The following is a 21,812-nucleotide window of genomic DNA, read 5'->3' on the forward strand; positions in this document are numbered from 1 at the left end:
AGTCAAGAACATACTTATCCGGCCAGCGCCGCCATCCTGTAGGCGATGCTCTGCCGGTGATGCGCGTGACAGATGGCGATGGCCAGCGCATCGGCGGCGTCGTCGGTGTCGAAAGTCGCCTTCGGCATCAGCACCTTGACCATCATGTGGATCTGTTTCTTGTCGCCATGGCCGACGCCGATCACCGCCTTCTTGACAGCGTTTGGCGCATATTCGGCAACGACAAGGCCGGCACGCGCCGGCACCAGCATGGCGATGCCGCGTGCCTGGCCGAGTTTGAGCGTCGCTGCGGCGTCCTTGTTGACGAAAGTTTGCTCGACCGCCGCCTCGTGCGGCATCGCGGCATGCAGGATCTCGGCGAGCCCGTCATGCAATTGGCAAAGACGCAGCGCCAGGGCGGCCTTGTCGTCGGACCGCACCGTGCCGGAAGCGACGAAGCGCAGCGAATTGCCGAGGCTTTCGACTATGCCCCAGCCGGTGCGCCTCAGCCCTGGATCGATGCCGATGATGCGAATCGCTTCCCCCATCCGTCAACTTTAACCCCGGCGAGCAGCGATGCCAGCGAAATGTGAACAAACCAGAAACAGCAAGCCGAGTCTGGTTTAGAGAATGTTTGAGAATTCGCTCTGGCGAGACAGATAGCGTGGTTTTCGAGAACCGGAGCGGAGCGTACATAAGTACGCGAGCACCGGAAGCGCAGAAGGCTGCGCTGGTCTAGTCGTTTGAATAACTGTTGGCGCGAGCGACAGACGGTCCTCTGATCCTTTGGCGGATGTGACAGCCATCTCGGTTTCAGCCGCGCAATGCTGCCGCAACGACGCTCTCCAGTGGCGTTGTCGGTCGACCGATCAGCCGGCTCATGGCGCCGCCGTCATCGAACAACGCTCCGCGTGAGGCTGCAATGTCGGCATCGGCCAGGATAGCGGCGAGATCGGCGGGCAGCCCGGCGCCTGTCAACACACCCTCATAGGCCGCCCCGGCAAGATCGTTGTAGGCGATCGCCTTGCCCGATTGCCGCGAGACCTTCGCCGCAAGCTCGGCGAGCGTGAAGGCTTGGTCCGCGGCGAGCTCGTAAGTCCTCCCTGCTTGATCCTCGCTCGTCAGCACCACGGCCGCGGCCTCGGCATAATCCTGCCGCGCCGCGGACGAGAAGCGCCCCTCATTTGCTGCGCCGATGAAGGCGCCGTGCTCCAGAGCCGCCGGGAGTGCCATCAGATGGTTCTCGGTGTACCAGCCGTTGCGCAGGATGACGGCGGGTAGGCCGGAGGCCGCGATGACCTCCTCCGTCTGCCGATGTTCGACCGCGAGCCTCGCGGGAGACGTGTCCGCATGCAGCATGCTTGTGTAAGCGATCAGCGAAACCCCCACCCGTTGGGCGGCCTTGATCACTGACCGATGCTGCGGCAAGCGGCCGCTGACTTCGGTCGAGGAAATCAGCAGCAGTCTATCGACGCCGGCCAGCGCCATCGGGAGCGTGTCGGGACGATTATAGTCCGCCTCCCGCACGACTACGCCGCGTTGGACAAGATCGCTGGCCTTTGCCGGATCACGAACCGCCGCAACGATCCGGCTGGCCGGAACTGTCTTCAGCAGTGCGTCGATCACGAGACGGCCAAGCTGTCCTGTTGCTCCAGTTATTGCGTACATCGTTCTGTCCATTTCGTGGTTGGATGGATTGAGAGCCTCAGATAGCGGCTCTCGTTACCATCGGAAACCACGTATCTTGTAGTTACCATCATTTTCCGGTAACCAACTGGAAACTCCCATGGAAGATGCGCGATGGTCCTCAGGATGCGAACGAAGGTGAAGGCGCTTCCCGGCTGCCCAATGTCGAGGTGCATGGCGCTGCTTGGCGGGTGCTGGACACCCGAGGTGCTCTGGTCCTTGAGCGACGGCCCGCGCCGGTTCTCCGAATTGCGCCGCGATATCCCAGCCATTTCGGCGAAGGTGCTGACCGGCAGGTTGCGCGATCTCGAGGAGCGCGGCGTCCTCGCACGCCACGTGATGCCGACATCGCCGCCGACCGTGGAGTATGAGCTGACGTCATTGGGGCAGGAGCTGCTCCCAGCGATCAGGTCTATCGTGGAGGTCGGATCGCGCCTGCTGCTGCGTGATTCTCCTCGCCTGATGATCGCGAGCCCATCCCTTCGCGGTTAGTCTAGATGGTCGCCGGAGTAGAATTATGAAACGTTCTCTCAGCCGCGGGCGAAAGCCGTGTTTAGCAGCGTGATCTGGTCTGAGACCGGATTGACGCGACGGCTCGACGGCGGCACCTCGGCGAGGCCGCCATAGATCTCCTCGTCCATCCGGCGCACCAACGCCTGCAGCCGCAGCGAACGGTTGACGAGGTCGATGAAATCCTTCGGCAGCTCGGCCCAGCCGGGCGCCTCCTCATGCGCGGAGGCGGTGTCGAGACGCACCTTGGATTTTTCTGAGGCCACCTGATCGCGGGTCATCTCGCCGGAATTCGCCGCCCGCTGCAAAAGCAGCCACGAGGCGACCTGCATCAGCCTGGTGGTCAGCCGCATCGATTCGGCCGCATAAAGCGTCGCCGCCAGCCTCGACAGCTTCTTGGCCTCGGCGCGGCCCTTGCCGTCGAGATATTCGGCCGCCTGCTCGACCAGGCCCATGCCTTCCTGATAGAGCGGCTTGAAGGATTGGGAGAAAACCCGGCGCTCCGCCAGCTTGATGGTTTTCGCGCTCGCCTTCGAAGGCTCGTTCATCGCTACGCCCCTGCACTTGCCTGACAGCCGGCCGATTCGGCTCTTGGCTGCCATATCCGGCAGCCTAAACGACTGAAGCTTGAAAATGCGCTTCGCTGCCAGCGAAGGCAAGCACATGTTTAACAAACGGTTAACGGCCGCATTTAGCCGGAGGACGCCCATGCCGGCGGACAAAAAAAGAGCCGCGGATAAGGCGGCTCTCAGGAGTTTAACAGGGAGGCGTCAAACAAAGTGGCTCCAACCACTCGGTAAGAATCCAGATCACTGGATGGACATAGTAAACGCCTGTAAAGCTTAACGAACCCTTAACGCGGGGCATATTTTTTGATCAAGCGCCCAGCATCTGTGCCGTAACAGCACAGCTGACTGGCTAAGCTGCCGTTCTCACCACCGGCTGGAAAGTCGGGGCGACGCGCTTGCGCCATGTTTCCTCCAGGTCGTGACCGACATACCGAAACAGATCCGCTCGCCGCGCGACATCGTTCCGAAACAGGCGCCGCGGTAAACGCCCGCTCCTCGCAACGAGGCGGAGCAAACCTTGCGCTCCGGCAAATCATCAAATCTCTCAAGGAGCGAATAATGGACTGGTACTCGGCCGTTAAATTTCTGCACATCGTCTCGGCGATCCTCTGGGTCGGCGGCGGCTTCACGCTGATGCTGCTCGCGGTACGCGCCGACCGCGCTGGAAACGTCGAAGGCATGCTGCAGGCGATGCGCGCTACCGGCGAGCTCGGCAACCGGTTCTTCGCGCCGATGTCGATGCTGACATTGCTCTTCGGGCTCATCATGTGCGGCTTCTGGATCGGCTTTTCCGATCTGTGGGTGCTGATCGGCCTTGCCGGTTATGCGACGACCTTCTGCATCGGCATGTTCATCTTCAAGCCGACTGCCGACCGCATGGCAGGCATGATCGCCAAGGAGGGCGTGACGCCGGCAGTGCTTGCCCAGGGCCAGCGCGTCCTCAGCGCCGCGCGCTTCGACTATTCGGTGATGCTGGTGATCATCGCGGACATGGTGCTGAAGCCGACGCTGCACGACATCACCATTCTGGGCTGCATGGCGCTCGTACTGGCAACCGGCATTGCCCTGGCGCTTGGCAGGACGCGGCAGCTGCTGCCGAGTGCCGCCTGAGGTGTAAGGAATCCGGCGGCGGCCGAATGGGGCCGCCGTCTTACAGGAGGCCGGCGATGCCGTCCCACAGAAGCTTGACCGCGACGACTGCCACGGTCGCATAGGTGAAGGGATAGAACAGCTCCGGCCGCATCCGCCGCACCAGCCAGGCGCCGGCGATTGTCGACAGCGGCGCCAGTGGCATCAGCACCGCCGACGCGGTCAAATTGGTGGTGTCGAACTGGCCGAGCGCGAAATAAGGGATGAGCTTCAGCGCGTTGGTGACGGCGAAGAAGATCGCCGCGGTGCCCGACAGCACCTTCGGATCGAGCCTGATCGGCAGCGCATAGACCTGAAAAGGCGGGCCGCCGACATGGGCGACGAAGCTGGTGAACCCGGCAACAGTACCCCAGAAGCCGGCGGCGACGCGGTTGGGCTCCGCCGCGTGGCCGGCACCGTGGCGAAGTTGCAAATAGAGCCAGCGCAGCACGAAGATCAACGCAACCGCGCCGACGATCAGCCGCACCATCTCTTCGGTTACAAGTGCCGCCGTCAGCCAGCCAAGGGCAATGCCGATCACGGCACCCGGCATCATGTCGGCCAGCATCTTGCGGTCGAAGATACCCCACCACGTCCACACCGAGACAATGTCCATCAGGCACAGAATTGGCAGAAGAATTGCGGCAGCCTGAACCGGCGGCATGGTCAGCGCCATCAATGGCACGCCGACAAAGCCGACGGCGCCGCCGAAGCCGCCTTTCGACAGGCCGACGAGGATGACGGCCGGAATGGCCGCGGCATAGAACCAGGGATCGACGAGCAGGCCTGTCATGGGAAAGGACGCTGGAGGGAAAGTTGAACTCTGGAATAGACCAGAAATGGCCAGACCGCGACCGCAAATATGTGGGCCACGCCACCGAAACCCGTCACATGTTTGGCATGTCGAGCGGCGGCGGGCGTCTCCGGATCGGCTGCGCCTTGATGATGGCGGTGCTGGTTTCGGCCTTGTCGGCGATGCGGTCGAGAATCCCGTCGAGCTCGCCGATCGAGCGGACGAACAGCCGGGCAACGAAGCAGTCATCGCCCGTCACCTTGTCGCATTCGCCGAATTCCGGGATTTCCTCGATCAGCTTCTGGACGATGTGCAGCTTGCCCGGCAATGGCCGGATGCGAACGATCGCCTGCAAGGCGTAGCCGAGCGCCTGCGGATCGATGTCGATAGTGAACGCGCGGATGACGCCGCGATCCTCAAGCCGCCGAAGCCGCTCCGAAACGCTTGGCGACGACAGCCCGACCTGCAGCGCCAGTTCCTTCAGCGAGGTCCGTGAATCCTTGACCAGGATATCGAGGAGCTTTCTATCGAGCTCGTCCAGCATTTTACAATTCCAAGCAAAAGCCGATCCTTACCTAATTTAATTAGGTATTTCATGCATATCACCAGCTAGAAGTCATGGAAAGACCCGATCCGCTGTGGGATTATAAAATCTCAACGGGTTTCAGGAGCATCCATGGACAACACGGTACGCGGCACGATCGAAATGACGGCGGCGATGGCGATCCTCGGCACGATCGGCTGGTTCGTCGTCCTTTCCGGCCAGCCCATCATGGACGTGGTGTTCTGGCGCTGTGCTTTCGGTGCGGTAACGCTGCTGATCATCTGCGCGGCGCTTGGGCTGCTGCGCGGCAGGCTGTCGCTTCGCATTGTCGCGATCGCGGCGCTCGGCGGTGCTGCCATCGTTATCAACTGGCTGTTGCTGTTCAGCGCGTTTTCTCGCGCGTCGATCTCGATCGCCACTGCTGTCTACAATACGCAGCCCTTCATGCTGGTGGGTTTTGGCGCGCTCTTCTTCTCCGAACGGCTGACGGTGACCAAGCTGACCTGGCTCGGCATCGCCTTCGCCGGCATGCTGCTGATCGTGCAGGCCGCGCCCGATGCAGGCGATCATGGTACGGATTACTTTGCCGGCATTGCGATGGCGCTGGCCGCGGCTTTCTTCTGGGCCGTTGCGGCTATCGTCACCAAGAAGCTCAAAGGCACGCCGCCGCACCTGATCGCCCTGATCCAGGTCTGCGTCGGCGTTCTCATGCTGGCACCCTTCGCCAATCTCACCCACCTTCCCGTCGATGCGCGGAGCTGGGTCATGCTGGCGACACTCGGCATCGTCCATACCGGCCTGATGTACATCCTCATGTACGGTGCCATCCAGAAGCTGCCGACGCATCTGCAGGGATCGCTGTCCTTCATCTACCCAGTCGTCGCCATCCTCGTCGACGTCGTCGCCTTCGGCCACCGGCTGCATCCGGCGCAGATCGCCGGCGCCGCCGCCATCCTGGTCGCCGCCGCCGGCATGAATCTCGGCTGGTCGCTGTGGAAATCGAAGGTGCCTGCGTAGGGCCGCAAGCGACCAGGCGAGGAGAATTTCGGCCAACGGCAGTCATGCGCCGAGCCCTATTGAATCATTGACGGCAATCGTGATCCCCCTGCCGCCTGTTCAATCCCCGCACTTTGCTCTATGCCGCAATGCAACCATCTTCGCCCGGCATAGGCGATAACCGGGATCGAACACCAATGAATGACGCAACGCCGCCCAACCGCTGCCGCATCGTGCTGATCGCGCCGCCGAACGTGTCGGCCGAGCGCATCGCCGCGGCCTTCGACGGCGGTGACGTCGCCTCGCTCATTCTGCCGGAAAACGGTATGGACGAGGCCTCTTTCCAGGCCTTTGCCGAACAGATCGTGCCGGTGGCGCAAGCGGCCGGCATTGCCGCCATCATTGCCGGCGACACCCGCATCGCCGGCCGTGTCCAGGCCGACGGCATCCATGTCGAGGTCGGCAAGGACGAGCTCGCCGAAACGATCGAACACTTCCAGGCCAGGATGATGGTCGGCACCGGCGGCGCCAAGACCCGCGACGATGCGCTGGAACTCGGCGAGGTCAGGCCTGATTACATTTTCTTCGGCCGTTTCGGTTACGACAACAAGCCTGAGCCGCACCCCCGCAACCTGTCGCTCGGGCAATGGTGGGCGGACGTCATCCATATCCCCTGCATCGTCATGGCCGGATCGGATCTTGCCTCGGTGGAAGCGGTCGCCGCCACCGGCGCTGAATTCGTGGCGCTGTCCAGCGCCGTTTTCGCCGACGGCGTCGATCCGAAGATGGCGGTCGCCGCCGCCAACGCGCTGCTCGACGAAACCGCGCCGCGCTTCGAGGACTGACGTGCTCTCGCGGAAAATCCTTTTCAGCGCCTTTCTTGCAACGGCCGTGACGCAGGCGATTGCGGCGGAACCCGTTCCTCTGCCGCAGCCCAGGCCGGATTCCAGCGAACCTGCCGACAAGCCCATCGCCGCACAATTGCCGCAGCCCGCCACCACCGCCCCGTTGCCGTCGGCCGATACCATCAACCCCGACCGCTTCGGCGCAAAGCCGTCCGACGCTGCCTACGGCGCCTTTCAGCGCGGACTCTACAAGACGGCCTACAACCTTGCGCTCTCCCGTGCTCAAAACGGCGATCCGGCGGCACAGACGCTGGTGGCCGAGATATTGTCGCGCGGCCTCGGCGTGCCGGTCGACGCGGCAGGGGCGGCGAAGTGGTATGCGCTTGCCGCCGAGCAGGGCGTCCCGGAATCGCAATTCCAGTATGCGCTGATGCTGCTCGACGGCCGCTACGTCAAAAAGGACGAGAAGGAGGCCTATGCGCTGATGCAGGCCGCAGCCGAGGCCGGCAACCGCCTGGCGCAGTTCAATTTTGCGCAGCTGATGGTCGAACAGGAGCCCGGCGATGCCGGTATTGCCAAAGCCGTATCCTATTACGAGCGCGCTGCCGCGACCGGGCTTGCCGACGCACAATATGCGATGGCACAGGTCTACGCCAATGGCGCCGGCGGCAAGCCGCGCGACGACGTCCGCGCCCGCGGCCTGCTGGCACAGGCCGCGCGGCAGAACTACGACACCGCACAGATCGATCTCGCCACCTGGATGATCGAGGGGCGCGGCGGCGCCCGCGACCTGAAATCCGGCTTCAACTGGATGAAGCAGGCCGCAGAAGGCGGCAATGTCGCCGCCCAGAACCGTCTCGCCAAGCTCTACATGAACGGCATCGGCACCGATCCGGATCTGATCCTAGCCGGCGCCTGGTATGTTGTCGCCCGCCGCGCCGGGCTCATCGACCAAGAGATGGACGATTTCCTGCAGGGCCTGACCGACGAGCAGACGCAGCAGGCGCTGCAACGGGCCAACCGCCTGCCCTGACCGCGGTCTCGCGACTCATCGCACCGGGCTCGTCAGGCGGGCTCATTGTGTATGATCGAGCACGACCTTGCCGAAAGGCGAGCCGTGTTCAAGGTACCGAAAGGCTTCGGCGGCCCGGCTCCATGGCACGACCCGGTCGATCACCGGCCTCAACCGGTTGACGGCGATAGCTCGGTTCATCTCTTCAAAGGATTCGCGTGAGCCCACCGGTATGCCTCGCGCCCTGACCTGCCGGCGGAAGATGTCGAGCGGGTTGATGGCGCCGTCACTGCCGCCGAGATAGCCGATGACGTTGATCTGGGCGCCGCGCGCCGCTGCCCTCAGCGATTGTGCAAAACTCTGCGGTCCGCCAACCTCGATGATATGGTCGGCGCCGCGGCCATCCGTCAATCCCAGCACGGCCGATGCCCAATCGGGGACGCTGCGATAGTTCACGCCATCCTGCGCGCCAAGTTGCTTTGCCCGCGCAAGCTTCTCGTCGCTGCTCGACGTCACGATGACGCGCGCCCCGGCAGCGGCGGCGAACTGCACCGCAAACAGCGAAACGCCGCCGGTGCCGAGGCAAAGCACGGTGTCGCCGGGTTTGACGCTGCCCTCCGTAAACAGCGCATGCCATGCCGTCACGCCGGCGCATGGCAGCGTCGCCGCCTCGAGGTCGCTCAGATTGGCCGGCGCCAGCACCGCCGCCTGTTCGTCGAGTCGGGCAAATTCGCTGAGCAGCCCGTCGATTCGGCCGCCGCGTTGATAGGAGGGCTCGGCCATGGCGAAACTGCCGCCGACCCAGCGTTGCCAGAACGTGCCGCAGACCCGGTCGCCGATCTTGAACCGGCTGACCTCGGCGCCGATGGCAACGACTTCGCCGACGCCGTCCGACAGCGGCACCAGCGGCAATGCAAACTTCGTGTGATAGCTGCCGCGAACGATCTCGGCATCGCGGTAGTTCAGCGCCGTCGCCTTGACCTTCACAATCATCTCCTGGCGCCCTGGCTCAGGCATCGGCCGCTCGACCATTCTGAGGCTCTCGAGGCCGCCCGGGCTTTGTAATTCGATCGCCTTCATCGTCGTTCCTTTCCAGCTGGGTCCTGCCGGAAGAAAATCGCTTGCCATCCATCGGATTTCAAATTCATAATGTTCATGATAATTATGCTTCTCTGACATGTTCGGGTGTGTCGTGCTTGAAGAACTGAAAACACTGGCCCTCTTTGCCGAGGAGGGTTCGATTCAGAAGGTGGCGCAACGCCTGCCATTGACGCAGCCGGCCGTCACCCGCCAGATCCAGCGGCTGGAGGAGATGCTCGGCACGGAATTGCTCGACCGCCGGCTAAAGCCGTCGCGACTGACCCCGGCCGGCGTAGAGGTGCTGGCACGCGGCAAGGAAATTCTCGCCGCCGTCGACGCGCTGAGATCATTCGCCAAGGGCAACGAGCCGGAGGGCCTGCTGCGGCTCGGCCTCGCGCATGGACTTTGCGACAAAGCCGTGGCCGCCGCCATTGCTGATGCCGTGGCGCGGTTTCCGAAGGTTTCGCTGCGTCTGAAGAGCGGCTGGAGTCTTGAGCTGGCCGACCAGCACAAGCGCGGACAGCTCGACCTCGCCTTCATCCTGGACGGCAGCAATTCCAAAACTGGAGACGGCGTTGTCGGAACCGAGCCCCTCGACATCATCGCTGCCGAAAACACCAGCCGGCAAGCCGACGTCAAGACCATGCCCTGGGTCCTCAGCCCTGAACCCTGCGACGCGCGCCGGCGGCTGGCGGCTGCCCTTGCCGAGGGCGGGAACAGATTGACTGTCGGCGCCGAGATTCAGGACAGCGCGCTGCAGATCGACTGGGTTCGTCGAGGCCAAGGCCTTGGTCTGCTACCCACGCGGCTGCTGCGGGAAAAGCTGCCGGAGGGCATTGCCCTGGTCGACGCTCCCGGCCTCGAGCTGTCGCTGCGAATTGTCGTCCTGCGTTCGCCGCACCTGCATCTTTTGACAGAGGTCGCCGACGCAGTGACCGAGGCCGTCACCGCGACTGTCAGGGCGGACTGAGGCCGCCACGCCGCGCTGCCGGGCCAGCTTCGTTCCCGCTTCATCGGAAGGCGCTCCTTGCCTCTGCTGGCGATTTGTGGTCTTGGAGGCGCCAAATTGCCCTTTGCGGCGATCATCTCATTTCCGGATCACCTCACCATGGCCAAGATCAATGGCAACGAAATCCGTCCCGGCAACGTCATCGAGCACGATGGCGGCCTTTGGGTGGCGGTCAGGACCAACACCGTCAAACCCGGCAAGGGCGGCGCCTACAACCAGGTCGAACTCAAGAACCTGATCAACGGCACCAAGCTCAACGAGCGCTTCCGTTCGGCCGAGACGGTCGAGCAGATCCGGCTCGATCTGAAGGATTTTTCCTTCCTCTACGAGCAGGGCGACGCGCTGGTGTTCATGGACACCGAAAGCTACGAGCAGCTCGAATTGCAAAAGGAGTTCGTCGGCGATCGCGCCGCCTTCCTGCAGGACGGCATGATGGTGACGGTCCAGCTCTATGACGAAAGGCCGATCGGCATTTCGCTGCCCGACCAGGTGACGCTGACCATCACCGAGGCCGACCCGGTGGTGAGGGGCCAGACGGCAGCCTCGTCCTACAAGCCGGCGATACTCGAAAACGGCATCCGCGTGCTGGTGCCGCCGTTCATCGGCTCGGGCGAGCGCATCATCGTCGATACCAACGAAATCACTTACGTGCGCCGCGCCGACTAAGGCGTGATCCCAAAGAGTTGCAGACTTTTTGGATAAGATCATGCGTCAAGGCAAATAGGCGCAGCGACAGGAAGAACAGCAATGGCGCGTTCCGCGATCCTCAATGTCATGGTCCAGGCCGCAATGAAGGCCGGCCGCTCGCTGTCGCGTGACTTCGGCGAAGTGCAGAACCTGCAGGTCTCGATGAAGGGGCCGGGCGACTATGTCAGCCAGGCCGACCGCAAGGCCGAAGACATCGTCTTTGCCGAACTCTCCAAGGCGCGGCCCGGCTACGCCTTCCTGATGGAGGAACGCGGCGTGATCGAGGGCGACGACGGCCAGCACCGCTGGATCGTCGACCCGCTCGACGGCACCACCAATTTCCTGCACGGCATTCCGCTCTTTGCCGTTTCGATCGCGCTGGAGCGCCAGGGCCAGATCGTCGCCGGCGTCGTCTACAATCCGGCGATGGATGAGCTCTATACCGCCGAGCGCGGCGGCGGCGCTTTCATGAACGACCGCCGGCTGCGCGTCGCCGGCCGCACCAAGCTGGTCGATGCGGTGATCGGCTGCGGCATGCCGCATCTCGGGCGTGGCCAGCACGGCAATTTCCTCATCGAGTTGCGCAATGTCATGGCCGAGGTCTCTGGCGTCCGCCGTCTCGGCTCCGCCTCGCTCGATCTCGCCTACGTCGCCGCCGGCCGCATGGACGGGTTCTGGGAAACCGGCCTGTCGGCCTGGGATGTCGCCGCCGGCATTTTGCTGATCCGCGAGGCGGGCGGTTTCGTCTCCGATTTCGCCGGGGGACAGGATGTGCTGAACGCCGGTTCACTGGTCGCCGGCAACGAACTCATCCAGCGCGCGCTGTTGAAGACTGTCAAAAGGCCACTCTCAGCCGGCTGATAGAGGCACGCCGCGCTGAACCGCCGCAGTCGCAAAACCGCAACCAAAGCTTGAAATACTGTCCCGCGGCCGCCCAGATAAGGTGGCGCAGGATCATCGATGACGAACAGCCGGCCCCAACCCCAGAGCGAACTCTCCCAGCTCGACATTCCCTTTATGGGGCGCTGGCATTACTCGCGCGCCGAGATCATCGCCGACGGCATTGTCCACGCCGTGGGCATCGTGCTGGCGATCGCTGCCGGCTCGACGCTGCTGGCACTGGCCGCCTATCGAACCGGCCCCGGCGAATACGTCGCCGCCGCCTTCTATGTAGTCTCGCTGCTCACCGTGCTGTCGGTTTCGCTGGCCTACAATGTCTGGCCGGTGTCGTCGCCGGCAAAATGGATATTGCGGCGCTTCGACCATGCCGCGATCTATCTGCTGATCGCTGCCACCTACACGCCTTTCCTGGCCCAGCTCGGCGGCTCGCCGCTCGCCGTTTCCATGATCGTCCTGGTCTGGACCGCCGCGGCGGTCGGCATCGCCATCAAGGTCTTTCTTCCCGGCCGTTTCGACCGGCTGGCGATCGTCTTCTACCTAGCCATCGGCTGGAGCGGTATCGTTCTGGTGGAGCCGCTCGTGCGGACGCTGCCGGCGACATCGATCGCGCTCATCGTTGCCGGCGGCATCGTTTACTCCTGTGGCGTGATCTTCTTCGCCTGGAAGGGCCTGCGCTTCCACAATGCGCTGTGGCATGGCTTTGTCGTCACCGGCGCCGGCCTGCATCTGGCCGCCATGGTCGACTGCCTGGTCATCAACCGGCTTTGACCTCCGGTCGCGGACAGTGGCAATATTGCCAAGCGCCATTCAATTTCGTCACAATTCCGTTTAGAGTCGCAAACACAAATTGATCGGCGGCGACGGCATCGGAAACGGGGCACGGATGACTCTTCTCAGATCCTTCGGCATGGGCAGGCGCTCCGACGTTCTGATCTACGACCCGCACAAATTGTCGAGCCCGCAGGTGTTTCTGCTGACCATGGTGATCTTTCTGTTCATCGTGGCCTTCATCGCCGCCATCCTGACCCGCCAGATCTCGACCGCCTTCGTCACCAATCCCGGCCTCAACGGCCTGATCATCGGCGTGCTGGCGGTCGGCATCCTGCTGGCCTTCGTCCAGGTCGGCCGGCTGTTCCGCGAGGTGCGCTGGGTCAACTCGTTCCGCGCCGGTTCCGAAACCACCGAACCGGTGTTGCTGGCGCCGATGAAGGCGATGATCGGCCGCTCCTCGACGATTGCTTTCTCGACCAGTTCGATGCGCACCATGCTGGATTCGATCGCCACCCGGCTCGACGAAAGCCGCGACACGTCGCGCTACCTTGTCGGACTGCTGGTGTTCCTCGGCCTGCTCGGCACCTTCTGGGGCCTGCTCAACACGATCGGCTCGATCCGCGAAACCATCGAGTCGCTCGATCCCGGCACCGGCGATGCCGCGGCCGTGCTCGAATCCCTGAAGCAGGGGCTTTCCGCTCCGTTGGCCGGCATGGGCACCGCCTTCTCGTCCTCGCTGTTCGGCCTCTCCGGCTCGCTGGTGCTCGGCTTCCTCGACCTGCAGGCCGGCCGCGCCCAGACGCGCTTCTATACCGAACTCGAAAACTGGCTGTCCTCGGTCACCGACCTGTCCTCCGACATCGTCGTTGCCGACGCGGCCAAGACCGAACCCTCCGAGGAAATCCGGCTGTTGTCGGAAAAGCTGCGCACTCTGCAGGAGAATGGCGGCGGCTCCAATCCGCGCGTCGCCACCGCCATGGCCAATCTCGCCGACGGCATTTCCGGCCTGGTCAAGAACATGCGCTCGGAGCAGCAGATCATGCGCGACTGGGTCGAGGCCCAGTCCGACGAGCAGAAGGCGATGCGCAACACCCTGGAGAAGATCGCCGACGCCTTGAAGAAGCCTGGAGTGCATTGACGTGGCGTTGGCACGAGGCCGGCGCTCCGACCGCCGCATCGATTACTGGCCGGGCTTCGTCGATGCGCTGTCGACGCTGCTGTTGGCGATCATGTTCCTGCTCACGGTTTTCGTGCTGGCGCAGTTCCTGCTCGGCCGCGAGATCTCCGGCAAGGACACGGTGCTCAACCGCCTCAACTCGCAGATCAACGAGTTGACCCAGCTTCTGGCGCTGGAGCGCTCGACGACGCAGGACAAGGAGGACACCCTTGCCAATTTGCAGGCGTCGCTGTCCGCGTCGGAGGCGGAAAAGAGCCGGCTCGAGCAATTGCTGGCGCAAGGCGCCGGTGCCGGCGATGCCGCCAACCAGCGCGCGACGGCACTTTCCGGCGAGCTCGACAGCCAGCGCCAGATCAGCCAGCAGGCGCTGAGCCAGGTCGAGATCCTCAACCAGCAGATTTCGGCGCTGCGCAGGCAGATCGCAGCGCTCGAACAAGCGCTCGACGTGTCCGAAACGCGCGACCGCGAATCCAACACCAAGATCGCCGATCTCGGCCGCCGCCTCAACGTCGCACTGGCGCAACGCGTGCAGGAGCTAAACCGCTACCGCTCCGATTTCTTCGGCCGCTTGCGTGAAATTCTCGCCGACCGCGAGAACATCCGTATCGTCGGCGACCGCTTCGTCTTCCAGTCGGAAGTGCTTTTCCCGACCGGCTCCGAGGTGATCAACGATGCCGGCAAGGTCGAGATGAAGAAGCTCGCCGATGCCATCATCGAATTGCAAAAGGAAATCCCGCCGGAGATCAACTGGGTGCTGCGCGTCGACGGCCACACCGACAACAAGCCGCTCTCCGGTACCGGCCGCTACCGCGACAATTGGGAATTGTCGACGGCGCGCTCGACATCGGTGGTCAAGTTCCTGATCGAGAACGGTGTGCCGGCCAACCGGCTGGTCGCGGCCGGCTTCGGCGAATTCCAGCCGCTTGACCCCGCCGATACCGAAGAGGCGCGCAACAAGAACCGCCGCATCGAGTTGAAGCTGACCGAGCGGTGATCTGCAAGCCTTTGGCTTGTATCATGCGCCAGGTCGAGCCGGCTCCAGGTCGAGCCGGCTCAAGTCGGCGGCATTTAGGGCACTGGTGCGGCAGCGGCAAGAGCTGAAAAAATTACCTTTTTTTAATTACACTTTGCCGCCGTGGCCTTTTAGCCTTGGTCATGGGCCGAGAACCGCCGGCGGTGGAACCGCTCATCGCGACGCAACGGAACCTGACGGCCCGCGGCCGGAAGGCAAGACCCTCCCAACCACCGCCTTCCCCAGTAAAGGAGACGCAACCATGCGCTTCTTCGCTCCCACGAATCTCAGGACTGCTACGCTCGCCACACTTCTCCTCGCCGTTCCGTTTGCTGGCGCTCACGCCGGCCCGCGTGCGACGGCCTTGATCAATCAGATCCAGAGTGTGGAGACGGGTATCCAGGGCGCCATCCGGGCGAACAAGCTCGAGCCGGGCGAGGCACGTGACTTGCGCACGCAGGTCGCTCAACTCGATCGGGCCGCCCAGAGGGCCGCACGCGATGGAACGATGCCGAGCACGCAATATCAGCAGTTGTTGGCGCAGCTCGACGATGTCAGCCAAAAGCTGCGCGCTGACACCGGCAGTGCCTTCCTCATCGGCAACGGCGCCGATGGCGGATACTATCCCAACGGCTATGGCCCAACTTATCCAGGCGGCTGAAATCGGCCGCAGCGCCCGGCGCTGTGGCAATTGATTTTGCGCATGATCCTTTTCCAGCTTTCGGTTAAGGGATCATGCGCTAGCCCAACGCCAGCGCAATCAGCGCCAGCACTGCCGGCACTGTCTGGATGAACAGGATTTTACGGCCCGCCGTCGCTGCGCCGTAAAGGCCGGCGATGGCGACGCAGAGCAGGAAGAAGACTTTGAACTGGAAACCGGCTTCGCCGAAGTAAAGCCCCCAGATCAGCCCGGCTGCGAGAAAGCCGTTGTAAAGCCCCTGATTGGCAGCAAGTACTTTCGAGGCACTGGCGAATTCCGGCGTCAGCCTGAATACCATTTGGCCGCGCGGCGTGTCCCACAGCACCATCTCCAGATAGACGATGCAGAGGTGGATCACGGCCACCAGCCCGACCAGCACATTGGCGATCATGTTTCGTCTCCGCATCGCGGTCTGCCGCCGCCAGACGACATTGATCACGCACGCCGCCGCTTCCACAAGATGCTTTTCGGCCGTTGCAGCTGGCAGTCGATGCGTCGATCGCGGACGGCTTCGGGGTTGCCAACAGTTTTGCATTGGTATCTTTTCCCGCCGTCAAATCAGCGGAACCCACAATGTCCTTTCAAAAACTCGACGACCTCGGCCACAAGCTCGAAGCGCTGGAACACGCCCTCGCCATCCTCGGCGCCGACGAGGCGACCCATATGGCGGTCGGCGGCGGCGAGAAGCGCGCAGAGGCAATGTCGGCGCTTGCCGGCATGCACCATGCCCGGGCGACTGCGCCGGAGATTGCCGACTGGATCGCGGCGGCCGAGCAGGAGGCGCTGAACGAAGAGCAGCAGGCCGCGGTCAGGGAATTCCGCCGGCAATACACCAACCTGACCTGCCTGCCGGTCGAGTTCGTCGAGCGCCAGACGACCGCGCGCATGCGCTCCGAGCAGCTCTGGCGCGACCTGCGCGCCAAGAACGACTGGGCGGGTTTCCTACCGGCGCTCGAAGGCGTCGTGGCGCTGGTCCGCGAGGAGGCGGCCCTTCGCGCCGAGGTGCTCGGGCTCGAGCCTTACGACGCGCTGATGGAGCAATATGACCCGGGCAATCGCGCCGCCGACATCACGCCTGTGTTTGCCGAGTTGAAGACCTTCCTGAAAGGCTTCGTGCCGGAGGCACTGGCCGTGCAGGAAGAGCGGCTGGCGAAACATCCGCTGAAGCCGCTTTCCGGCAGCTACTCCTTGGACAAGCAGCGCGAGCTCGGCCTCGCCATGATGGCGGCAGTCGGCTTCGACCTCACCCACGGCTCGCTGTCGGTTTCGCACCATCCCTTCTGCGGCGGCGTGCCGAGCGACGTGCGCATCACCACCCGCTACAAGACCTCGGATTTCCTGTCGGCGCTGATGGGCGTGCTGCACGAGACCGGCCATGCGCTGTACGAGCAGAACCTGCCGAAGGCGTGGGCGCACTGGCCGCTCGGCAGAGCGCGCGGCATGGCGGTGCATGAAAGCCAGAGCCTGTTCGTCGAAAAGCAGATCGGCCGCAATCCAGAATTCTGGCGCTGGGCGCTGCCGGTGGTCGAAAGACACCTCGGCGAGAGCTGGACGATCGACGACATCCTGCCGCATGTACACCGGGTCGAGCGCGGCCTGATCCGCGTCGATGCCGACGAGGTCACCTATCCGCTGCACGTCATCCTGCGCTACGAGCTGGAGCAGGAGCTTGTCTCGGGACGGCTGGAAGCAGCCGACCTGCCCGAAGCCTGGGATGCCAAGATGCGCGATTATCTCGGCCTGTCGACATCAGACAATCCGGCTGACGGTCCGATGCAGGACGTCCACTGGCCGGGTGCCGCCTTCGGCTATTTCCCCTCCTACACGCTGGGCGCCATGATGGCGGCGCAGCAATGGGCGGCGCTGACCAGGGATCATCCTTCAGCCGACGAAGACCTCGCCAAGGGAGATTTCGCCGCGATCAACGACTGGCGCCGCAAAAGGATCTGGTCGCAAGGCTCGCGCTGGTCGACACCGGAACTGCTCGAACGCGCTACCGGCGAAAAGCTCGATTCCGTGCATTTCACCGATCACCTGAAGAAGCGGTACGGGAACTGAGCCGCTTCGTCTATTCCAGGTTCTTGCCGCGGTGACTGCAGAAATCCGCGAAACTGGCCTTTACTTTGGTGGGAAAGCCTCTGAAAAAGGAGTTCTTCCAAGTTGGGCGAGCGTAGATGTCTGTCTGTTACAGTTTTCATAGGATGAAGTCTTTCTGGCCCCGCTTGGTATTTTTGATCTTATTGATCGGCCTGAGTTCTCCGGCCATGTCCGACGACATGGTTCTCAAGGGTCCGGCAGAAAGCTGGGTAAAGCAGCTTGATATTCCGGTTGCCGATCCCACCCGATCGGATCAAATCAAGAATGGCGTTTCATGGCTGCTCTCGGACGACCAGATCAAGCATCGCGCCGGCGGCTATGTCGAGTACTCGCGCACCGTCTATAAGATCGTCGACCGTCCCGGCCTGGATCGTGGCGCGAGTATCGATCTGCAGTTCGATCCGTCCCGGCACAAGGTCACGCTCAACCATCTTCACATCATCCGCGATGGTGCCGTTCTGGACCGGCTGGAAGGCGTCGGATTCGACATCTTCCGCAGGGAAAGAGACGCCGAGAAGGGTGTCTTCGACGGCTGGCTGACAGCACATGTCAACATCGATGATGTGCGCACCGGCGACATCGTCGACTACGGGTCGACCTACGAGATAACACCGCTGATCGGCAAGGACCTTTTCTTCAAGAATTTCTCCACCGAATGGGAAGAGCCGGTAGCGCTTATCCGCACAAGCATTATTTGGCCCTCGGGCCAGCCGCTCCAGATCAAGACAAGGGGAACCCGACTTAAGCCCTCAATCTCCCCGACTGGGCCGGACATCACCTATCTGTGGGAAATCTCAAACCCGAAACCGGTCAATGTCGAGGACAACCTGCCCGTGACCTATCCAGGCTGGGGCTCCATCGATGTCGCGTCTGCCGCGAATTGGCAAAGTGTGGTCGATGCCGTTGCGCCCTATTACAAGCCAGCGACCGTTTTTCCCTCGGCTTTTGCCGCAAAGCTCGACGACATCGCTCTGCGGCATCCGGTGCCCGAAGACCGGATGGTCGAGGCAATGCGGTTGGTGCAGGACCAGATCCGCTATGTAAGCCTGTCGATGGGTGCCGGTTCCTACGTTCCGCGTGATCCCGCGACAGTCATCCTGAGCGGGTTTGGTGACTGCAAGGACAAGGCCCTGCTGCTGGTTTCGTCGCTTGTGCGGCTTGGCATTGCTGCCGAGGTCGCCTTGGCCGATCTCGACGAGGGACGGGCCCTGGACCAGCATCTGCCGGCGCTCCGCGATTTCGACCATGCCATCGTCAAGGCAAGGATCGGAGCAAAGACATATTGGCTGGACGCCACGAACTATCTTCAGGGCGGCAGGGCGCACAATCTCGCACAGCCCGACTACGGCTTCGCGCTGCCGCTTTCCAGCACCGGCGGGTTGGAGAAGATGCCGAGCCCTGTGCTTACCAGCCCATCGATCCAGATCGCCGAGGAATTCGACTTTCCGCGGAAACCGGGCGATCCCCTCGTGCTGACGGTCTTCTCGACATATGAGGACGCCGATGCCGATTGGATGCGCGGCAATTTCGCCAGCAGGTCGCTGAGCGAGGTGTCGGACGCCTACCTGAAATACTACAACAAGCAATATCCGGGCATCCAAACCATCGCCAAGCCGGAAATCGTGGATCGCCGCGACGGCAACATAGTGAGCGTGAAGGAAAGTTATCGCTTGCCGGCGGAGGCGCTGGCGGCCAACGATCTGGCAAAGAATTTCCCGATCCGCGCGGCCGATCTCGGCAACAACTCTCTTCCAACCCCGACAATCGTCGACCGAACCGGGCCCGTCTCCCTCGGTCCCCAGTTCTACCGCCGCCACAAGGTGACCGTGCGCAACCTCAAGGCGAGGTTTTCCGGCGAGTCGATGAAAAACGTCGTGACGCCCTATCTGTCTCTCAAGGCATCCTGGTCCAACACGCCCACCGAATTGCAAGTTGAATGGAACTTTCAGACGCTGGCGACTGAAGTACCGGCCAAGGCGATTGCCGATTATCTGAAAACCGTCGATGACCTCGCAGACCAGGTTCGCTGGCAGTACGATTTTACCTATGAAGAGCCGCCTGCCGATGTGCAGCTCAGCGATCCGGCAAAGGAGCAGCGACAGACCGTCGCCAGCATGCTTTTGTTGTCGTTGCTTGTCGGTGTTCCCCTGTTCATCGCCTATCGACGCGGCAAACGCCGAGCTTTCGGTAGCTGAAGAATCTCGGCCGCCGCTGGGCACCATGATCCCGAAAAGTGGACGCCGGTTTTCGGAAAAGATCATGGTCAAACAAGAAGATGGAGCCTCATCCCGATTTCATCGGGATGGAGCGATGCTACTCGGCCGCGCCCCTGAAAGCATTCGCCCCGGTATCGAACTGCAGCTTGGCCAGCCGCGCATAGATGCCGCCCTTGGCGACCAGGCTCTGATGCGTGCCTTCCTCGACGATGCGGCCGCCATCCATGACCAGGATGCGATCGGCCTTCAGCACGGTTGCCAGCCGATGGGCGATGACGATCGTGGTGCGGCCCTTCATCAGCCGGTCCAGCGCCGTCTGCACCAGCGTCTCGCTTTCGGCATCTAGCGCCGAGGTCGCCTCGTCGAGCAGCAGGATGGGCGCATCGCGCAAAATGGCGCGGGCGATCGCCACGCGCTGGCGCTGGCCGCCCGACAGCGTCACGCCGCGCTCGCCGACCTGGCTGTCATAGCCCTTTTCGAGTTTCAGGATGAACTCGTCGGCAAGCGCGTCCTTCGCCGCCGCCTCGATCTCGGCCTGGCTGGCGCCAGGCCGGCCAAAGCCGATATTGTCGCGCGCGCTTGCGGCAAAGATGGTCACGTCCTGCGGCACGATGGCGATGCGCGCGCGGATCGCCGCCGGATCGGCCTCGCGCAGATCGACCCCGTCGATGATGATCCTGCCGGCCTCCGGATCGTAGAAGCGCAGAAGCAGCGAAAACACCGTGCTCTTGCCGGCGCCCGAGGGCCCGACGATCGCCACCGTCTCGCCGGGTTTGACCTGAAAGCTCAGGCCATGGACGGCGGCGCGGTCGGGCCGGGCCGGATAGGAGAAGGAGACATCGTCGAAGCTGATCGCGCCTCTCGCCTTTGCCGGCAGCGGCTTCGGATCGGCGGGCGCCTGGATCGCCGGTTTCTCGGCCAAGATCTCGGTCAGCCGTTCGGCAGCGCCCGCTGCCTGGGACAGTTCGCCCCAGACCTCCGACAGGGCGCCGAGCGCGCCGGCGGCGAACACCGAATAGAGCAGGAATTGACCGAGCGTGCCCGGCGACAGCGTGCCGTCGAGCACGTCGCGCGAACCGAACCACAGCACCGCCACGACCGAGGAAAAGATCATGAAGATGGCGAAGAAGGTGAGAAAGGAGCGGGCAAAGATCGAGGCCCGCGCCGCTTCGAACGCTGCTTCCACTGCGGATGAAAAATACCCGGTTACAAGCTTCTCGTTGGTGAAGGCCTGCAGGGTGCGCACCGCGCCGATCTGCTCGCTGGCGTAGGCGGTGGCATTGGCCAGAGTATCCTGCGCCAGCCGTGACTTGCGCCGCACCGAGCGGCCGAAGGCGACCAGCGGCAGCACGATTAGCGGAATGGCCGCGATGACCAGGCCGGACAGTTTTGGGCTGGTGAAGACCATCATCGCCACGGCGCCCAGGCCGAGGATGACGTTGCGCAAAGCCACCGAGGCGGTGGCACCGACGGCCGATTTGACCTGTGTCGTGTCGGCGGCGAGCCGCGAGACGATCTCGCCCGACTGGGCCGTGTCGAAAAAGGATGGCGACAGTGTTGTGACGTGGGCAAAGACATCGCGGCGGATATCGGCAACGACGCGCTCGCCGAGCGTGATGACGAAATAGTAGCGGCTGGCCGATGCCGCCGCCAGAACGGCGGCCATCACCACCAGCATGGCGAAATATTCGGCAATGAAGCTGGAATCGGAAGCGGAAAAACCGTGGTCGATCATCCGCCGCACGGCCAGCGGCAGCGCCAGCGTCGTCGCCGCCGCGACGGCCAGTGAGACGATCGCGCCGATGACCATTTTGCGGTAATGGGTGATGTAGGGAAACAGGCGCTGCAGCGGCTTCAGCGAGCGCCTGCGCTCGTCTGCATCGCCGCTGATGTTCGCCATGACCGTTTCCTTTGGCCCTTTGAGGCTTGCGCCATCAATATGCGCTTGCCGCGGCCTTGTGATTCAATTCCGGCTGATGTATAGGCTCGCCGACCGTTTTAGAAGCCGTGGCTCCTCAATAGCTGCGGCTTCGAGTTTTAAAAAGGGGCGCATCGACGCAGGCTTTAGCCCGTCGGCAGCACCCGGCAAGCCAGGAACAGA

At 63.0% G+C, this 21,812-nt stretch carries 22 protein-coding genes; 14 read left to right on the forward strand and 8 right to left on the reverse strand.

All coding sequences use genetic code 11. The features are described from left to right. Positions 1-14 precede the first annotated feature (14 nt). A complete protein-coding gene (gene ruvC / locus NKJ28_RS04440; protein ID WP_352634210.1) occupies positions 15-527 on the reverse strand; it encodes a crossover junction endodeoxyribonuclease RuvC in 513 nt (170 codons plus the stop codon). Between the two features lie 265 nt (positions 528-792). Next, a complete protein-coding gene (locus NKJ28_RS04445; RefSeq protein ID WP_023678005.1) occupies positions 793-1,647 on the reverse strand; it encodes an SDR family oxidoreductase in 855 nt (284 codons plus the stop codon). A gap of 192 nt (positions 1,648-1,839) precedes the next feature. On the opposite strand from NKJ28_RS04445, the gene NKJ28_RS04450 reads away from it, so the two are divergent. After that, positions 1,840-2,157, forward strand: coding sequence for a winged helix-turn-helix transcriptional regulator (locus NKJ28_RS04450; protein ID WP_245274745.1), 318 nt, complete (start codon positions 1,840-1,842; stop codon positions 2,155-2,157). A gap of 38 nt (positions 2,158-2,195) precedes the next feature. On the opposite strand, the gene rcdA is transcribed toward NKJ28_RS04450, so the two are convergent. After that, positions 2,196-2,723 (reverse strand): protease adaptor protein RcdA, encoded by a 528-nt coding sequence (gene rcdA / locus NKJ28_RS04455; RefSeq protein ID WP_352569592.1) that lies wholly within the window; start codon positions 2,721-2,723, stop codon positions 2,196-2,198. A gap of 579 nt (positions 2,724-3,302) precedes the next feature. Here rcdA and NKJ28_RS04460 point away from each other — a divergent pair. Beyond that, on the forward strand, positions 3,303-3,854 hold the full coding sequence (locus NKJ28_RS04460) for a DUF2269 family protein (RefSeq protein ID WP_352569591.1): 552 nt from the start codon (positions 3,303-3,305) through the stop codon (positions 3,852-3,854). Positions 3,855-3,894: 40 nt separating this feature from the next. Here the strand turns inward: NKJ28_RS04460 and NKJ28_RS04465 are convergent, their stop codons facing one another. Both NKJ28_RS04465 and NKJ28_RS04470 read right to left on the reverse strand, forming a co-directional pair. Further along, positions 3,895-4,665, reverse strand: a complete 771-nt coding sequence (locus NKJ28_RS04465) for a sulfite exporter TauE/SafE family protein (protein WP_352634213.1) — start codon at positions 4,663-4,665, stop codon at positions 3,895-3,897. 94 nt (positions 4,666-4,759) lie between these two features. Then, complete coding sequence (locus NKJ28_RS04470; protein WP_023678010.1) at positions 4,760-5,209, reverse strand: Lrp/AsnC family transcriptional regulator; 450 nt, start codon at positions 5,207-5,209, stop codon at positions 4,760-4,762. A gap of 132 nt (positions 5,210-5,341) precedes the next feature. On the opposite strand from NKJ28_RS04470, the gene NKJ28_RS04475 reads away from it, so the two are divergent. The 3 genes from NKJ28_RS04475 to NKJ28_RS04485 all read left to right on the forward strand — a co-directional run bounded on the left by NKJ28_RS04475 (position 5,342) and on the right by NKJ28_RS04485 (position 8,083). Further along, positions 5,342-6,226, forward strand: coding sequence for a DMT family transporter (locus NKJ28_RS04475; protein WP_352634215.1), 885 nt, complete (start codon positions 5,342-5,344; stop codon positions 6,224-6,226). Positions 6,227-6,402: 176 nt separating this feature from the next. After that, positions 6,403-7,050: a thiamine phosphate synthase gene (locus tag NKJ28_RS04480; protein ID WP_352634217.1), complete on the forward strand. Its 648-nt coding sequence runs from the start codon at positions 6,403-6,405 to the stop codon at positions 7,048-7,050. A 1-nt stretch (position 7,051) separates the two neighbouring features. Further along, the gene (locus NKJ28_RS04485) at positions 7,052-8,083 is read left to right on the forward strand and encodes a tetratricopeptide repeat protein (RefSeq protein WP_023678013.1); all 1,032 of its coding nucleotides are present in this window, start codon (positions 7,052-7,054) and stop codon (positions 8,081-8,083) included. Between the two features lie 42 nt (positions 8,084-8,125). On the opposite strand, the gene NKJ28_RS04490 is transcribed toward NKJ28_RS04485, so the two are convergent. Beyond that, positions 8,126-9,142, reverse strand: a complete 1,017-nt coding sequence (locus NKJ28_RS04490; protein ID WP_352634219.1) for a zinc-dependent alcohol dehydrogenase family protein — start codon at positions 9,140-9,142, stop codon at positions 8,126-8,128. 112 nt (positions 9,143-9,254) lie between these two features. Between NKJ28_RS04490 and NKJ28_RS04495 the strand changes: the two genes are divergently transcribed. From NKJ28_RS04495 to NKJ28_RS04525, 7 genes are all read left to right on the forward strand, one after another. Beyond that, positions 9,255-10,112: a LysR family transcriptional regulator gene (locus tag NKJ28_RS04495; protein WP_352634221.1), complete on the forward strand. Its 858-nt coding sequence runs from the start codon at positions 9,255-9,257 to the stop codon at positions 10,110-10,112. 138 nt (positions 10,113-10,250) lie between these two features. Next, complete coding sequence (efp, locus tag NKJ28_RS04500) at positions 10,251-10,817, forward strand: elongation factor P (protein ID WP_023678016.1); 567 nt, start codon at positions 10,251-10,253, stop codon at positions 10,815-10,817. 81 nt (positions 10,818-10,898) lie between these two features. Next, positions 10,899-11,699 (forward strand): inositol monophosphatase family protein, encoded by an 801-nt coding sequence (locus NKJ28_RS04505; protein WP_352634223.1) that lies wholly within the window; start codon positions 10,899-10,901, stop codon positions 11,697-11,699. Between the two features lie 99 nt (positions 11,700-11,798). Then, on the forward strand, positions 11,799-12,506 hold the full coding sequence (trhA, locus tag NKJ28_RS04510) for a PAQR family membrane homeostasis protein TrhA (RefSeq protein ID WP_023678018.1): 708 nt from the start codon (positions 11,799-11,801) through the stop codon (positions 12,504-12,506). 115 nt (positions 12,507-12,621) lie between these two features. Then, positions 12,622-13,647, forward strand: a complete 1,026-nt coding sequence (locus tag NKJ28_RS04515) for a MotA/TolQ/ExbB proton channel family protein (RefSeq protein WP_023678019.1) — start codon at positions 12,622-12,624, stop codon at positions 13,645-13,647. Position 13,648: 1 nt separating this feature from the next. Beyond that, positions 13,649-14,680 (forward strand): peptidoglycan -binding protein, encoded by a 1,032-nt coding sequence (locus NKJ28_RS04520; RefSeq protein ID WP_023678020.1) that lies wholly within the window; start codon positions 13,649-13,651, stop codon positions 14,678-14,680. 280 nt (positions 14,681-14,960) lie between these two features. Continuing rightward, positions 14,961-15,359: a hypothetical protein gene (locus NKJ28_RS04525; protein ID WP_352634225.1), complete on the forward strand. Its 399-nt coding sequence runs from the start codon at positions 14,961-14,963 to the stop codon at positions 15,357-15,359. A gap of 79 nt (positions 15,360-15,438) precedes the next feature. Here NKJ28_RS04525 and NKJ28_RS04530 read toward each other — a convergent pair whose 3' ends face one another. Continuing rightward, positions 15,439-15,789 (reverse strand): DUF1304 domain-containing protein, encoded by a 351-nt coding sequence (locus NKJ28_RS04530; protein ID WP_352634227.1) that lies wholly within the window; start codon positions 15,787-15,789, stop codon positions 15,439-15,441. Positions 15,790-15,971: 182 nt separating this feature from the next. Here NKJ28_RS04530 and NKJ28_RS04535 point away from each other — a divergent pair, with 182 nt between their 5' ends. Then, positions 15,972-17,456: a carboxypeptidase M32 gene (locus NKJ28_RS04535; protein ID WP_352634229.1), complete on the forward strand. Its 1,485-nt coding sequence runs from the start codon at positions 15,972-15,974 to the stop codon at positions 17,454-17,456. Positions 17,457-17,662: 206 nt separating this feature from the next. After that, positions 17,663-19,690 carry a DUF3857 domain-containing protein gene (locus NKJ28_RS04540; RefSeq protein WP_352634231.1) on the forward strand — a complete coding sequence of 676 codons (2,028 nt, stop codon included), beginning with the start codon at positions 17,663-17,665 and terminating at the stop codon, positions 19,688-19,690. A gap of 118 nt (positions 19,691-19,808) precedes the next feature. On the opposite strand, the gene NKJ28_RS04545 is transcribed toward NKJ28_RS04540, so the two are convergent. Next, entirely contained in the window at positions 19,809-21,611 is a 1,803-nt protein-coding gene (locus tag NKJ28_RS04545; RefSeq protein ID WP_352634233.1) for an ABC transporter transmembrane domain-containing protein, read from the reverse strand. Positions 21,612-21,812 lie beyond the last annotated feature (201 nt).

The sequence above is a fragment of the Mesorhizobium sp. M0145 genome (assembly GCF_040322355.1).
In the GTDB taxonomy this organism is placed as follows: Bacteria; Pseudomonadota; Alphaproteobacteria; order Rhizobiales; family Rhizobiaceae; genus Mesorhizobium.